Origin of the sequence: Cryobacterium sp. Y11 (genome assembly GCF_002929535.1) — a bacterium.
Classification (GTDB): domain Bacteria; phylum Actinomycetota; class Actinomycetes; order Actinomycetales; family Microbacteriaceae; genus Cryobacterium.
Map to the genome: position 1 here is coordinate 13040 of NZ_PJJO01000055.1, position 15220 is coordinate 28259.

The 15220-nt window shown below is 66.9% G+C and carries 10 protein-coding genes; 4 read left to right on the top strand and 6 right to left on the bottom strand.

The annotated features are described in order from the left end of the window. Positions 1-97: 97 nt before the first annotated feature. The 6 genes from CXY75_RS08350 to manA form a co-directional block, all read right to left on the bottom strand. Complete coding sequence (locus CXY75_RS08350; RefSeq protein ID WP_104082374.1) at positions 98-1027, bottom strand: MTAP family purine nucleoside phosphorylase; 930 nt, start codon at positions 1025-1027, stop codon at positions 98-100. Between the two features lie 390 nt (positions 1028-1417). After that, a complete protein-coding gene (locus CXY75_RS08355) occupies positions 1418-2902 on the bottom strand; it encodes a DUF5719 family protein (RefSeq protein ID WP_104082375.1) in 1485 nt (494 codons plus the stop codon). Then, a complete protein-coding gene (locus tag CXY75_RS08360; protein WP_104082376.1) occupies positions 2892-6011 on the bottom strand; it encodes a glycosyltransferase family 2 protein in 3120 nt (1039 codons plus the stop codon). The genes CXY75_RS08355 and CXY75_RS08360 overlap by 11 nt, the downstream gene beginning before the upstream one ends. A gap of 169 nt (positions 6012-6180) precedes the next feature. Continuing rightward, positions 6181-6498, bottom strand: coding sequence for a WhiB family transcriptional regulator (locus CXY75_RS08365; RefSeq protein WP_104082377.1), 318 nt, complete (start codon positions 6496-6498; stop codon positions 6181-6183). A gap of 206 nt (positions 6499-6704) precedes the next feature. After that, complete coding sequence (gene galE, locus CXY75_RS08370; RefSeq protein ID WP_104082378.1) at positions 6705-7670, bottom strand: UDP-glucose 4-epimerase GalE; 966 nt, start codon at positions 7668-7670, stop codon at positions 6705-6707. Positions 7671-7913: 243 nt separating this feature from the next. Then, positions 7914-9269 (bottom strand): mannose-6-phosphate isomerase, class I, encoded by a 1356-nt coding sequence (gene manA, locus CXY75_RS08375; protein ID WP_104082379.1) that lies wholly within the window; start codon positions 9267-9269, stop codon positions 7914-7916. 124 nt (positions 9270-9393) lie between these two features. Between manA and CXY75_RS08380 the strand changes: the two genes are divergently transcribed. From CXY75_RS08380 to CXY75_RS08395, 4 genes are all read left to right on the top strand, one after another. Then, positions 9394-10572, top strand: a complete 1179-nt coding sequence (locus CXY75_RS08380; RefSeq protein ID WP_104082380.1) for an acyl-CoA dehydrogenase family protein — start codon at positions 9394-9396, stop codon at positions 10570-10572. Positions 10573-10788: 216 nt separating this feature from the next. Then, positions 10789-12249, top strand: a complete 1461-nt coding sequence (locus CXY75_RS08385) for an NAD(P)/FAD-dependent oxidoreductase (protein WP_233201811.1) — start codon at positions 10789-10791, stop codon at positions 12247-12249. A gap of 220 nt (positions 12250-12469) precedes the next feature. Then, positions 12470-13882 (top strand): O-antigen ligase, encoded by a 1413-nt coding sequence (locus CXY75_RS08390; protein ID WP_104082382.1) that lies wholly within the window; start codon positions 12470-12472, stop codon positions 13880-13882. 21 nt (positions 13883-13903) lie between these two features. Further along, on the top strand, positions 13904-15187 hold the full coding sequence (locus tag CXY75_RS08395) for an O-antigen ligase family protein (RefSeq protein ID WP_104082383.1): 1284 nt from the start codon (positions 13904-13906) through the stop codon (positions 15185-15187). Positions 15188-15220: the final 33 nt, after the last annotated feature.

A 15220-nucleotide genomic window follows, 5' to 3' on the forward strand; every position in this document is an offset into this window, starting at 1 on the left:
CGGGTAGACAATTCCCAGCGGCCGCGGAGAATCTCCGGTTCTCCAGTCGGCGCAGACCCGATCGGGCCCCGGAGCAGAGCACCGCATTGGCCGGTCATCACACTGAACCTTCCACCGGATTGGACAACACGGCACGCGCGAGCACGGCGTCGACCTGGGCTGGGTCGATGAGTTCACGCGGGGCGAAGTCGGTCGGCACGGCACTGAGGATACCGTCGATTGCGGCGAGGATGCGAGCCTGGGCGTCGGCGAGGCGACGGAACACGACCGAGGCGGTGACGGCATCCGTTTCGCCCACATCGCCGGACGGAGCAGCTGCAATGCCGGATGCAAGCGCACCGAGCACGGGCGCCAACCCGGCGTCGGCGTCGGTGACGAACGACAGGTTGACCGTGCCCATGTTGAGTTCGCCAGCCAGCACGATCTCGGGGTAGGCGGTCATGTTGACGATGTGGGCGCCGAACGAACGGAACCACACCGACTCGGCCCTGGTCGAGAAGCGCGGTCCCTGGATGACGACGACGGTTCCGGTGGGCGCAAAATTCTCGCCGAGGGCCTCGAGCGCACGCAGAGCGTGGCCGCGCAGAATCGGGTCGAACGGGTCGGCGGCGGAGAGATGCTGCACCGACTCGTGGTCGTAGAACGTGTCGGGGCGGCCGGTCGTGCGGTCGATGAATTGGTCGGTGACCACGAGCAGCCCCGGCGGATACTCCGGTGTGACCCCGCCGACGGCAGACGAGGAGATGATCGCGCGCACGCCGATCGACGCGAGCGCCCAGATGTTGGCGCGATAGTTGATCACGTGCGGCGCCACACGGTGCCCGCTGCCGTGCCGGGCCAAAAACGCGACCCGGCGCCCCGCGCGTAGCCCGATCGTGACCGAGGCGGTGCCGTACGGCGTCTTCACCTGGTGCGTCACGGCACCTGAGGGGTCGATGAGTTCGTAGAGCCCGGATCCGCCGATCACGGCAATCTCGGCGTGAGCGGTCGGGTCGAGCGGCGGGTCGGTGGTCGGGTCAAGCGTCACAGGCTGCTCCCAGCGGTTTCAGGTACTTCAGTGTGCCATTGAAAACTGCGTTCCCGCGGAAGTCGCTCGCACGCGGTCGGCGAAACGGATGCCGCGGCCCTGCCGAACAGGAGATCAGACCGGCTCGGTGACGGGCAGAACTGCGGAGATTTCGTGAACCGGGTCACCGCCGTGAGCACGGCTCCTGACGAAAATGTGCGCAGTTGTGAACGCTGCCCCGGCGCAACTCGCCCAGCACGATCGGGGCCGCGAAACACCTCAGATCCTCGGACCATGACGTGCCCCACAATGGTAAACGCGACCGACCAAGCGGACGGGGCCCGGGCCCGAGCCGTGGGCCCAGTTTATAAGCTGGGCCCGTGGTCGGGGCCCGGGCCCCGACCGAAACAACTAGTTCGTGTAGATACGGATCGGGGCGGCGAGCGGGCCGGGCGGGTTTACCGTGAAGGATGAGAGCATTCCGTCGCCGGAATAGTCCACGAGCGCCCAAAGTTCGGTGCCACCGCTGACCAGGTAACGTGCACCACTCACGAGCGCAACCGTTGCGCTGGCCCCGGCATCGATCCGCACATCTACGGGAGTGCCCTGGTCGGGAGTGAGGGTGAGGGCGGCATCCGCTGCCCCGCCGTTGACGAGGTGCAGAGTCGGTGCCGGGCCCTCGGCCACCGCGATCGCGAACGAACCCTTCAGCAGACCCGACGCGGAGAACCAGCCAAAGTCCTTGCCGCCGGCACTGTCGGTCGCGGTGCGGGCAGCAGCGACGATCGGCTGATCGGAGTTCAGTCGCACCGAGAAACTGCCAACGGCCAACGGCGACAGCGGAACCTCGGTGGCGATTCCGGGCTCGACCTCAACCTGGGTCGACGTTCCCTCGGCACTTCCATCGGCATTCGTAACGCCGATCTGGACGATTGCGGCGACATCGCCCGGTACGAAGACCCGAATCGACGGTGTGTCGGCGGTGAAACCCTCTCCGGTCGTCACGGTCTCTTCGGTGACGGCCGCCATGATGCGTACCCCGGCGATAATCTGCTCCGTGGCCGGGGTCGCCGTCGCGCCGATGATCTCGACTCCGCCCGGCTCAATGCCGCGGATGCTGCTCTGCTCCAGTGACGCAGCCACCTGACCGCCTCGGGATTCAACGTGCAGAACCGGCGACTTCACGTTTGGGGCGAGTCCGGCCAGGGAAATAACCCGCTGTTCGCCCGGCTGCACCAAAATTCCGGATGCCCCCGGCGCGTCGATGAGTCCACTCTCGCCGTAGACGCTCACGCTGACGGTCGCGAGCACGGGGGTTGGGTTACCCAGCAACAGCAGGCTCGTGCGCCCGATGTCGGTCGAGCCGCCGACGATCCAGCTGTCGCTGAGCGCTTCGGTGCAGGCTGCGACGGCGAGCCCGCCGAGCGTGTCCGTCGCGGCGATCTGCGACTGGCTGCCGGCGACCAGCGGAGGAACCGTTGCGCCGTTCTGCACGGGAACCGTGAGCAGTAGCGGGGGCTGCCGGCTGTTCGAGTCATCAACCGCGGTGATTTCTGTGACATCGGGGCGGATCTCGCCGAAATCGGCGGCGGGGGTTGAGGATGCGTTCGCCTCACCCGAAATCGCGCCGTACACCGCCGCCGTCGAGCCGACGCTCGTCGCGGCCTGGGCCCTGGCCGAATCCTCGGCGAGGGTGAGCAGCGGCCCCGGGCAGGCGCGCTGCTGTTCGCTCGGCAACGGGGCGATCTCAATCGATTGCGGTGCGCGTTCGATGCTGGGCAGGGTAACCAGGGCGGTCGCTCCGCCGAAGGCGACCACGACGGCGATGCCGATGAGTCCGAGCACACCGCGCCCGGCACGGCCGCCAATGCGGGCCAGTTTGCTTCTATCGGGCATTGTCGTCCTCCCCGGGGGTCGATTCTGCGGTCGCTCGCGACGCGTCAGGCACCGCGGAATCAGTTCGCACGGTGTCGCCATACGGCTCGTCATACGATTCGACAGACGGCTCGGCGTCGCCCGACGGTTCCAACCCGTCGTCCGATTCCAGCCCGGTGCCCACGCCGGTTTCCCGGTCTATGGCCAGGTCGGCTTCCAGATCGGTGCCGAGCTGCGGCTCCAGGCTGGTATCCCGGTCAGAGGCAGCCCCGCCCCTCGCCCGGCGCATGCGCTTCGGCTTCTGCTTCGCATTCGCCCGCGCTGCGCGGCGAATCGCATCACGATTGGCCTGGCGCACGGCTTCGCGGCCGGCGCCGATCGGCAGCGACAACAGCACAGCGCTGCCCACGATGGCGGCGGCGATGAGCAGGGTAACCAGACCGAAGACGCCGCCGGCGTTGGCCGGAATCGGGGTCGAGCCGGCAGCATCCGCTTCACCGTACTGCCACAGACGGCCGAATTCGGTCGCACCGACGGGGGCGAGCGCGGCGTTACCGTCGAGGGCGGTTTCGGTGCGCAACGCGGTGTCGGCGGCCGCCACGTTGTCGCCGGGCGGCTGCAACACGATGAAGCGGATGCCGAACTCGGCCAGATCCGCGTTCGTGTCAAGCCCGCTGCGCGAGGCGAGGTTGCCGGCGAGTTCAGCCAGGGCCTCTTCGCGGGCGCTTCGCGATTGATCGGTACTAGCCAGGGTGGACTGCTGGTTGAGGGTGACTCCAGCCCCCCGCTCGATCGTGGCCAACAGTCCTCCATCGGCCTGCGGGGTCAACTGCAGCGTGCCGATTCGAGGATCAATTTGAGCTTCGGCCGCGACGAAGGCCGGCTGGGTTTGCCCGGTTCCTTCGCGCACCGCTGCGGTTCCGAGGTGGAGTGAGGCAAGAAGCGGCAGCACAACGACGGTGAGTGCGAGCGCGGCAATGACGCCCGGAAGCGGCGCGACTCGGCGAAGGGCACGCAGCCCGATGATGAGGGCGCCGACCAAGCCGAGCCAGTACAGGCTGAGCCCGGTACCCGACCACACGCGCACGGGTTCGGCACCGATGGCGGCGAGTATGACCTGGTTGGCGGCGAGTGCGGTGCTCAATCCAAGCAGGCCAACGAGCCAGGCGCCGGCCGCGACGCGAGCGCCGGGCAGCAGCAGCGACAGCAGGGCGAGCACGGCAATCGGAGCAAGGAGCAGCGCGATGATCAGCTGCGGGTCGACGCCGGCAAGCCCAAACCGTTCGAGCGCGCTGGCCCAGCCGGTGCTGCGGGGAAGTCCGAGCAGCACCTGCACAGTGGGCGCTTCCCCGCTTGGCAGGGGCAGGCCGGGATCGGCTACGAGGTTCAACCAGGTGCCCCGCAGACCTTGATCGGCGATGAGTGGGAGCGTGAGCGCGAGCGCGGGAAGCGGGATGCCAATGAAACGCATGACTCGCCGGCCGGCCAACACGACGGTGAGCAGCCAAACCACCAGCAAGGCGGGAGCCAGCGACGGCGCACAGGCGACGACGGCCGCGAAAAGGAGCGCTGCGGAGGCGGAGGACGACCAGGTGCGCGCGGCGGCGAACCAGGTGAAAAACAGCCAGGGTAGCAGCAGGTGCACGAGTATCGCGGCCGGCCGTCCGTCGGCCAGGGCGATCAGAAAGGTCGGGGCAAGAACCCAGAGGGTGGCGGCCACGGCACGCAAGCTGCCCCGGTCGGTCAGTCGGGTCGCCGCCAGCCAGGCGCCGAGCGCTGCGAGGGGAAAAGCGAGGGCGTAGAGCAAAATGAGGGCGAACGACGGCGACCAGAAAGCGATCGAGCCGAGCACGGCGAGCACCGCGGCGAAAGGGTCTGCGGCTCCCGCGAAGCCAAGGCCGAGGTCGCGCCAGCCGTAGCCGATGCTGGCCCAGAGATCGGGCACGGTCGGTGAGAGCGGCAGCAGACCACCGCCAATGAGGGTGTCAGCGCCGAGCAGCGGCACCATCATGATGACGCCGACAACCGTCGCTGCGAGCATGGTCCAGGCGCCGCCGCCGGAGAAGAACCGAATCTCCGGGCGGTCGCCGTGCAGGCCAAACAAACTCGCCTCGCGCTTGAGTGACTGCCGCCGACGCACTTCGGCCGAGGGCACCCGCAGCGTCGAAATGGCGTCCCAGCCGAGCGTGCGGGTCTTGGCGAAGGCGCGGCGGGCGTTACTGACGCGTCGACCGTTGAAGGCTGCGCCGAACGCTGCGGAGAATTCTCCGACGATGGCGCCGGGTTCCTTGCGCAGCAGCTGGCCGATCGAACGCATAAATGCGAGCGGCAGCAGCGAGAGCCAGTGCACCGGAAGCGCTCCGGGTGCCGAGTAGACCAGTCGTCGGTGCAACTGCGCCGAGCGCTCTGCGCGCACGCGTCGACGGCGGAGGCGCCCGCGCGAGGACTGGTTTGGTCCGGCGACGCCGTCGCCAGCCGAGGCGACGCGAGCAGCCGGAACAACGGAGACGCGATAGCCGGCCAGGCGAACGCGCACGCAAAAGTCGAGCGAGTCGTCGATGATGGGCAGGGCAGGGTCGAACCCACCCAGCTGCTCCCACACCTGGTGACGCACGAGCATCCCGCCGGCGCTGACGGCGAGCACATCGCTGAGCCCATCGTGCTGGCCCTGATCGAGTTCACTTTCAACCAGGGTCACCGTGGCGCCGAGCGGCGTGATGGATTCGCCGAAGTTGTGAATATATTGGCCGGCGACCCATTCCATGACTTTGGGTCCGGCAACGGCCACGGACGGAGCGATTTCGAGCGCGTCGACGAGCACCTCGAGGGCGGTCGAATCGGGCGCGCTGTCCTGAGCGAGCAGCCAGAGCAGTTCGCGGTCGTGGGTGGGCGGCGACGTCACGCGCACCGCAGCAGCTATGGCTTGCCCGAAGTTCAGGTCGGAACCGGCCGCAATAAACTCGGTCGGCGCAAAGTCAGCCAGGAGCTTCGCCGTCGCATCGGTCGAACCACAGTCGACGGTGATGACACGGTCCGGTTTACGGGTCTGCAGCGACAACGCCTTGAGAGTTCGCTCAAGGTGTTTCGCGCCGTTTCGGGCGACAAGGATGGCGGTGACTCTCGGTTGCATAACAGCACCAGCCTAGGACGGAACGGACCGGGCGCACTGAAGCTGGAGGGCGCGCCTCAAATATTCGCGGGCAGCACGAGGGTATTCGCGGGCAACACGAGAGAAGCGGATGCAGCAGCATCCGCTTCACGCAGGCCGCGGCGCCACAGCCGCTGAAGTGTGGTGCGAGCTACGCGCGCTTACGCAGTTTGCGGCGTTCGCGCTCGGACAGCCCGCCCCAGATGCCGAATCGCTCGTCATTGCTGAGCGCGTACTCGAGACATTCGGCGCGCACCTCACAGCCGGAGCAAATTTTCTTGGCGTCGCGGGTGGAGCCGCCCTTTTCGGGGAAGAATGCCTCGGGGTCGGTCTGCGCACAGAGCGAGTCGGCCTGCCAGGCCAGAAGATTCTCGTCTCCCTGATTGTGCCGTACTCCGGGAACACCGAGGGTGACGGGATCGACGAACCAGTCCTCTGGTACTCCGGAACGATAGTCGGGTATGGCCATATCGTCTCCCAGCGCTCGTTCTGCACCGAATAGTGCCTTGCCTAATTACACCCGTGTAATTCGGTTTGGTCAAGTCGCGAATCGTAAACCCTCAATGCGGGCTAGAGGGTTGCGACGCGCCCAAGGCAACAAAGTCGGCTCTTCGGGGGGTCTGTCAACGTTGCGAACGGAGCACGATCCGTGCCGCAGGCGGCGTGTCGAGAGCCTTAAAGTGCGGCGGCGCGTGAAGAATCCCAGGCGCTCTGCACCATTTGTTCGAGGGTATGACTCATGCTCCAGCGCAGGTCGCGGGCGGCCAGGGCGCCGGACGCGACGATGCGGTCGGGGTCGCCAGCCCGGCGCGGGCCAATCTCGGGGGTGAAGTCGATTCCCGTGACGCGGCGCACGGTCGACATGATCTCGCCGACCGAGACGCCGTCGCCGCTGCCGAGGTTGTAGACGGGCTCGATTGGTTCGCCAGCATCGAGTCGACGGGCCGCTGCGACGTGCGAGAGCGCCAGGTCGGCGACGTGAATGTAATCCCGCACGCAGGTGCCGTCTGGTGTCGCGTAGTCGTCGCCGTTGATGCGCGGGGTGCGGCCTTCCAGCAGCGCTGCGAAGACGAGCGGAAACAGGTTGTGCGGGCTGGTATCGCTCAGGGCGCGGTCTCCAGAGCCGACGACGTTAAAATAGCGCAGCGAGGTGTGGCGCAACCCGGTCGCGACGGCTTGATCGCGCAGCAACCATTCGCCGATCAGCTTGGATTCGCCGTAGGGCGATTCCGGAGTCTTCGGGGTCGTTTCGGTGACCAGATCGGTGTGCGGGGTTCCGTAGACGGCGGCGCTCGAGGAGAACACGATGCGGTCGATGTCGGCCGAATTCATGGCGGCGAGCAGCGTTGCCGTTGCCGTGACGTTCTGCTCATAGGTGTGCAGCGGGCGCTGCACCGAGACGCCGGCGTACTTGAAACCGGCCACGTGCACGACACCGTGCACTTCGTGTTCACGGAAGGTGTGTGTGAGCAGCTCGCCGTCGAGTACGGTGCCGCGCACAAAGGGAACGGTAGCCGGCACGAACTCCTCGTGGCCGCTCGAGAGGTCATCGAGCACGACCACGTCGAGGCCCTCAGTCTGAAAAGCACGAACTACATGGGAGCCGATATAGCCTGCTCCGCCGGTAACCAACCACGCCATACTGCCCCGCTCGTTCGCGCGGCACCGCCTGGTGCCCTCGGTACAGGCTAGCGCCAGCGCATCAGGGCCTTGTACTCGTGCGCTGCGCGGCAGCTACGGCGGTGCCACGCGTTACGCGGGACCTGCGCCGCTGCGCGGGAGTTCGATCTCCCGCGCAGCGGCGCAGATCCCGCGCAGCTTCAATTAGCGGAGTTGGGAAGTAGGGGCCGCAGCATTTGGCACGAAGGCGAGAGGTACCCCGCGCTACGCGGCGGGCATCGCGAGAAAAACTTCGCCGGTTCCGGCGAAGGTCAGTGTGCCCTCGTCCGGCGTGACATACATCGTCTGTCCGCGCGTGAGCGTCCGCGACGACGTCGAACCGGCCACGAGAAGGCCGCCAGCCGTGCAGATTGCGATGGCCGGGCCGGTCAGGGTGATCTGTCGCATCGGAACGGGCGTGGCCGAGGCGGGTTCAGCATCCGCTTCAATGTGTACGAGCTCAAAGTCGGGCACGCCCGGACGATACCGCGACACCCCGGGCGCCGTCACGACCGGAACCAGGTACGGCGACTGCCCTGGAGTGAAGTCGAGCACGCCGAGCAACTCCTCAATGTCAATGTGCTTGGGCGTCAGCCCGCCACGCAGCACGTTGTCGGAGGCGGCCATGAGCTCGACGCCAAGCCCAGACAGATACGCGTGGATGTTGCCGGCCGGCAGATACATCGCCTCGCCGCGTTGCAGGGAGACCCGGTTGAGCAGCAGGCCGAGCACGATTCCGGGGTCGCCAGGGTACTCAGCGGCAAGCAAACGCACCGTCGCCAGTTCGCGGGCATAGCCAATAACTGCGCCTCCTTCGGCCAAAAACTCGGCGTGCTCTGCGAGCGCGACTACCCGTTCGACCAGCCATTTAACCTCGCCGGAGTCCCCGCCACGGCCGTCGCGCAGCAGCCAATCCACCGTGTCGCGCAGGCCCTGCGCCAGGTGGTTCTCGAGCGAGTCGATGGCAGCGCCTTGCGGGTCGTCTGTCGCGAGATCGAGCAGGCGCAGCTCGGCGATGATGCCGCGCACCTCGGCGAGCGGGCGGAATCCGCAGAGCGCTTCGAACGTGTCGCTGAGCACAAAAATGAGTTCGGGCTTGTGGAACGGGTCGCGGTAATTGCGGTTGCCAGCGTCGACGGGGATTCCGGCCTCATTCTCGAGGTCGAATCCGGCGCGGGCCTGCTCGCTCGTCGGATGCGCCTGCAGCGAGAGCGGTCGCGCGGCGGCCAGAATCTTGAGGAGATAAGGCAGTCGCGGGGCCGGGGCATCAGCGGCCGCGTTTGCCGCGCTGCCCGTACTGGGAGCGCCAGCCACATTAACCGCCGCCGCGCCGGCATCCGCTTTTGGCGCGCTCCAGCCGACGCCGAGCGCGACCTCGGGCGACGCCGCGATCCACTCGGCGAGAGTAGTCGCCCCGCCCACCAGCGATGGATCCTCGATCATCGACGGCGACCCGGCGTGGGCCCCCAACCACAACTCGGCTTCCGGCGCGCCCGACGGCGCGCGACCGAGCAGCTCGGCGATGGCGCGAGTGGAACCCCAGGCGTAATCCCGCGGCGTATTGGTGATGCCCACAAACATGTTCGACTCCCTCTGACACTGTTTAGACCAAACTACCAACCGAGTTGGGGCAACCAGCCGAGAACCCTAGGCTGGCGGCAATTCATCGGTCGCCTGGCGACCGCCTTCTTGCAACGGAGCATCCATGACTTTCGAACTACTCGGCAGCGACTTCTTTGGCTACGAAAACCTCCTCAGCGCACCCGAAAGGGCGGCGATCATGAAACTGCGCTCCTACCTCGACACCGAGGTACGGCCCATCGCGAACGGATGCTGGGATCGCGCCGAATTTCCCACTCAGATTATCAAGCCGCTCGCCGAGCTCGGTGTCTACTCGTACGGCTGGGAGGCCACGAAACCATTTATGAATTCGGCCGTGTTCCGCGGTTTCGTGGCGTTGGAGCTCGCGCGAGTTGACGCATCCGTTGCTACCTTTGTCGGCGTGCAGAACGGTCTCGCCGCCGGAACCATCGAGGTGACCGGGTCTCCGGAGCAGCGGGCCGAGTGGATTCCGCGCCTGGCCTCCGGCGATATCGTCGGCGCGTGGGCGCTGACCGAGCCTTTGAGCGGCTCCGACAGCGCCAGGGGCCTGCGTACGACCGCGACCCGCAGCGGCGAGCACTGGACTCTAAACGGCGCCAAGCGCTGGATCGGAAACGCCACCTTAAGCGATATCACGATCATCTGGGCCAAGGACACCGCCGACAACCAGGTCAAGGGGTTCATCGTTCCCACCGACACCGCCGGATACGTCGCGACCAAGATCGAGGGCAAGATCAGCTTGCGCACTGTGCAGAACGCCGACATCACCCTGACCGATGTGATCGTGCCCGAGAGTCTGCGCCTCCAGAACGCCAACTCGTTTACCGACACCGCCAAGGTGCTGCGCGCGACTCGCGCCGAGGTCTCCTGGGCGGCTGTCGGCAACGCCATCGGCGCCTACGACGCCGCCGTCGCGTACGCACGCGAGCGCGAGCAGTTCGGCAAGCCGATTGGCGGGCACCAGCTGGTGCAGGACCTACTCGTGAAAAGCCTCGGCAACATCACCGCCAGCCTCGGCATGGTCGTGCGGGTGTCGCAGCTGCACGATGCGGGAATGCAGCACGACGAACACTCCGCCCTCACCAAAGCGTTTACGACGAGTCGCATGCGAGAGAGCGTGGCCTGGTGCCGTGAGCTGTTTGGCGGCAACGGCATCACCCTCGACTACAACGTGGCCCGGCATTTCGCCGACGCCGAGGCCATCTACTCCTACGAGGGCACCCAGGAGATGAACACCCTCATCGTCGGCCGCAGCATTACGGGCCAGGCCGCGTTCGTCTGAGGCGGGTTGCTGTTTCAGCCGGTTATAGGTAAAACCGGGAGAATTCGCGATACGCCGGGTGCGGCATCCGTTTCACGCGGCGTGTCGCACATTTACCGGCATTAGCTACGCAAGCGGATGCCCGCACCCTTGAATTCGCCCGCGCGGGGTGCGCTGCCGCCCCTGCCGGGGCTACGGTGTGGGAATGCGACCACTCCCAGCCGGCCAGGTCTCCGCGTGACGACCGACCAGGGGCTCGATGCGATCGTCGTCGGCTCCGGACCCAACGGTCTTGCCGCCGCCGTCACGCTTGCCCGCGCCGGGTTGAGAGTGCGCGTCTACGAGCGCAACCCGCAGATCGGCGGCGCTGCGGCAACAGCCGAACTGACCCTCCCCGGCTTTCACCACGACGTGGGAAGCGCCGTGCATCCCCTGGCGCTCGCCTCCGAATTCTTCCAACGGTTCGGTCTCCCCGAGCGCATCGAGTTGACAATTCCCGAGATCTCCTACGGGCATCCGCTGCCCGGCGGCCGCGCCGGCGTCGCTTGGCACGACATCGAACGCACGGCCGCCGGTCTCAGCCGCGACGGCCCGGCCTGGCTACGGTTGCTCGGACCGCTCGTGCGCAACGTGCAAGCCGTCGCGGATCTGACCGGGGACGCGTTGCTGCGCGTGCCGCGGCATCCGCTCACGCTGGCCCGATTTGGGCTGCGCACACTCGAGCAGGGCGGCCCGGCCTGGAACTGGCGTTTTACCGGCGAGACCGCGCCGGCGCTGCTCACCGGAACGTTCGCGCACTCGATCGGACGGCTCCCGAGCCCCGCAACCGCGGGTGCCGGGCTCGTTCTCGCCGCACACGCGCATGCCGGGGGCTGGCCGATTCCAATCGGCGGGAGCGGCGCCATCACGGCGGCCCTCGCCGACGACCTGCTCGCACACGGCGGTGAGATCGTGACGGATGCCGAGATCACCAGCCTCGCGCAGCTGCCGCCAGCACGCGTGACGTTGCTCGATGTGACGCCGCGGGCCCTCGTTGAACTGGCCGACGGAGCCCTACCCGCTCGCTACGAGGCGGCTATGAGACGGTTTCGCTACGGCAACGCGGTCGCCAAGGTGGACTTCGCGCTCTCCGAACCGGTGCCGTGGACCGCAGAAGACCTGCGGCGAGCGCCGACCCTGCACGTTGGCGGCACCCGCGCCGACCAGGCCCGCGCCGAAAACGCCGTCGCGCACGGCCGGCATTCCGCCTCCCCTTACGTGCTTGCCGCGCAGCCGAGCATTATCGACACCACGCGCGCGCCGGCCGGAAAGCATGTTCTGTGGGCATACACCCACGTGCCAGCCGGCTCTACCCGCGACCAGACCGAGCAGATCACCCGGCAGATCGAACGATTCGCCCCGGGCTTTCGTGACACCATTCTCGCCTCGGCCGGCCAGACCGCCGCGCAGATGCAGAAGCAGAATCCCAACCACATCGGCGGCGACATCGCGGCCGGAGCGATCAACCTGGCCCAGCTCGTGGGCCGCCCGGCGCTCTCCGGCGACCCGTGGCGCACCCCGCTACCTGGCGTCTACCTGTGCTCATCATCGACCTCGCCCGGTCCCGGCGTGCATGGCCTCTGCGGCTACCGTGCCGCCCTGAGCGCCCTCCGTCATGAATACAACATTCTGGTTCCCCCCAACCTCTCCCCGTCGTAACTCCTCGCGAAAGCGGGAAAAGTGCTGCTTGAGCCGCCCCGAAGCAACATATTCTCCGCTTTCGCGAAGACGGGTGGGTGATGCTTGCTCTGTGCGGGGTCGTTAATCGACCCACATGCGGGTCTGGAAGGTCGTTTGGCGCGCCTTCGCCATCGGACTCGCGCGGAGCTAGCGGGCCTGCGCGCGCGGGCTCGGTCGGCTGTACCGGTAATCTGAACGCATGTCCGCCGTGCAGAGTCGCCTCGTCATTCGGCTCTTCGCGACCTTCGTCTGGTTCACCGTTCTGGCCGGCCAGTTCTGGCGCAACCTCGGTGGGTGGTGGGGCTTTGGCGCGATCGCCGTGATCGTGGTCGTTGGCAGTGTGATCGGCCTGCGCACCCAACTCACCAACGCCCACAACCGCGCAGCCCTGACCGCCGCACACGCAGCCCCCGACGACTCCCCCACCGACCGCGACAGAGCCCGCGGCAACACCGATCAAGCTGCCCTCACCGCTCCCCTGAACTGGCGCAAGTTTCCCAAGGCCATCACCGCGTTTCTGCTGCTGGCCACGCTGTCGATCGCGTGGTCGTATTACCCGGCGGCATCCGCTCTGGGTGTTATTCTGCAGCTGATCACTACCCTGGCCGCGCTGTTCCTGGCCGTCACGCTCACCTGGCCCGAGCTGCTGCGCACTCTGGCCGGCGCCCTGCGCTGGGTGCTCGCGCTCAGCCTCGCGTTCGAGCTGTTCGTGGCCGTCGTCATCCGCCACGAAGTGCTCCCGTTCTTCGTCGATTACGCACGCGAAGACGTGCCAGACGCCTTCTACTGGAGCCAGGGCCTACTGCTAACCGGCGGCCCGATCGAGGGCATCGTCGCCAACCGCAACCTGCTCGGATTCATCGCGTTAACGGCCATCATCGTCTTCAGCGTGCAACTGAAGGCCCACACCGTCAAGCGCAACGGCGGCCTGGTCTGGCTGGCGCTGGCCGTCGGGATGCTGCTACTCACCCGATCCGCCACGGTCACCGTTTCGCTGGTCGCGGTCGTCGCCGCCCTACTGTTCGCGCTCTGGGCCAGGCGAGTACACGACCAGCACCGGCGGCCGCTGTATCTCGTGGCGGCGGCATCCGTTCTGGCGGTCGCAGCGGCGCTCGCGCTGTTCTCGTCGCAACTGTTCGGACTGCTCGGCCGCAGCAACGACCTCACCGGCCGATTCGACATTTGGGCCAGCGTCACCCAGCTCGCCCTCGAACGCCCCGTCGTCGGCTGGGGCTGGGTGAGCTACTGGGTGCCGTGGGTCGAACCGTTCAACGACCTCGCCGTGCGCAAGGGCGTCACCTACCTGCAGGCGCACAATGCCTGGCTCGATGTCTGGCTGCAACTCGGCATCGTCGGCGTGATAATCTTCGCCGCCCTGGTCGGTTCGACCCTGTGGCGGGCCTGGTTTCTCGCCGTTGACAGACCGCGTCTCGGCATCGAAGACACCGAACCGTTCGCCATGTCTGCACTGCTGCCGCTACTACTGCTCGCCGCACTGATCGCCCAGAGCGTGGCCGAGAGCCGGCTGCTGATCGAGAGCGGCTGGGTGATTCTCATCGTGCTGGCCGTCGTCACCAAGCGGCAGCAGCACGCACCCAGGCCGATGCCCTGACCTAGCGCGGTAAATTAGAGCATGACCACCCTGCCCGATGCCCTACACCGGGTGCTCGCGTCGCCGAAATTCGCGGCCTCACTCTCGCTGGTCATTCTGGCGACCGCGTTTGGCACCCACCTGCTGCGCAGCGTCATGGGCTGGCCCGGCCTCATCGGCATTCTCGGCGGCCTCGTCGCGCTCGCGGTACTCTCGCTGTTCGCCCGCCGCCCGATCGTGGAATGGCACGGCCTGCTGCCCATCTCCATCATCGTGTTTGTGGCCTGGTGCGCCATCTCCGGCGTGTGGAGCGGCTATATCTCCGAGACCATTATCGGCGTCAGCTACCAGATCACCGTCGGCTTCCTGGCGATCTACGTGGCCCTCGTGCGCGACACCTTTCAGATTGTGCGCGCCACCGGCGACGTGTTGCGAGTTCTGCTCGCACTTTCCATCGTGCTCGAGGTACTCTCCGGGCTGCTGCTCGACCTGCCGATCGCCTTTCTCGGCGTCGTCGGTGACATCGACCAGCTCGGCCCGATTCAAGGCGTGTTCGGCTCCCGCAACGTCTTTGGACTGATCGCCCTCATCGCCGTCGTCACCTTTTACGTCGAACTGCGCGCCCGATCCATTCCACGCGGCCTTGGCATCGGCTCGATGTGGCTGGCTAGCATCTCCCTGCTGCTCACCCGCTCCCCCGTTATCGTGGTCGTCGCCATCTGCGTCGCCGTCGCCGCGCTCGCTCTGTATGGCCTGCGCCGCACCCCTGTCACCAGCCGACGGATGCTGCAGCTCGGCCTCCTGGCAGCGGCTCTCGTCGCCGCCGGTGCGGCCTGGCTCGGCCGCACAACGCTGGTCGGAGCGCTCAACGCCGGCAGCGAGTTCGAGGTGCGGTACTCGCTCTGGAGCGAGATGTGGCGGCTGGTGAAGCTGCATCCGCTTCAGGGGTGGGGTTGGGCCGGATTCTGGCCGCAAGACGTCACCCCGTACGGCTGGCTCGAATTCACCACCGGACGTTTACACACCACCGGCCTCAACGCTTACGTCGACGTCTACTTTCAGGTCGGACTGATCGGCTTTCTCGCTTTTCTCGCCCTCGTGCTGCTGGCATTCGTACGGTCCTGGCTGCTCGCCTCAAACAAGCACTCGCTGGCCTACGCCTGGGCGCCGCTCATGCTCGTGACCCTGCTGGTAACGAGCGCGGCCGAGAGCACCATTCTGTTCGAGTTCGGCTGGCTGCTGCTCGTGATCTGCGCGGTCAAGGCCGCCCAGGGTCTGAGCTGGCGCAGCGCCCTGCCGCACAAGCCGCACCCCGACGCGCCGTAACCGCGACGCCGCTATTCACGACTATAGTTACAC

Bases quoted from the DNA above. Each gene is read 5' to 3' on its own strand.
- CXY75_RS08355 (WP_104082375.1), bottom strand. From the start codon at position 2,902: ATGCCCGATAGAAGCAAACTGGCCCGCATTGGCGGCCGTGCCGGGCGC.
- CXY75_RS08360 (WP_104082376.1), bottom strand. From the start codon at position 6,011: ATGCAACCGAGAGTCACCGCCATCCTTGTCGCCCGAAACGGCGCGAAA.
- CXY75_RS08365 (WP_104082377.1), bottom strand. From the start codon at position 6,498: ATGGCCATACCCGACTATCGTTCCGGAGTACCAGAGGACTGGTTCGTC.
- galE (WP_104082378.1), bottom strand. From the start codon at position 7,670: ATGGCGTGGTTGGTTACCGGCGGAGCAGGCTATATCGGCTCCCATGTA.
- manA (WP_104082379.1), bottom strand. From the start codon at position 9,269: ATGTTTGTGGGCATCACCAATACGCCGCGGGATTACGCCTGGGGTTCC.
- CXY75_RS08380 (WP_104082380.1), top strand. From the start codon at position 9,394: ATGACTTTCGAACTACTCGGCAGCGACTTCTTTGGCTACGAAAACCTC.
- CXY75_RS08390 (WP_104082382.1), top strand. From the start codon at position 12,470: ATGTCCGCCGTGCAGAGTCGCCTCGTCATTCGGCTCTTCGCGACCTTC.
- CXY75_RS08395 (WP_104082383.1), top strand. From the start codon at position 13,904: ATGACCACCCTGCCCGATGCCCTACACCGGGTGCTCGCGTCGCCGAAA.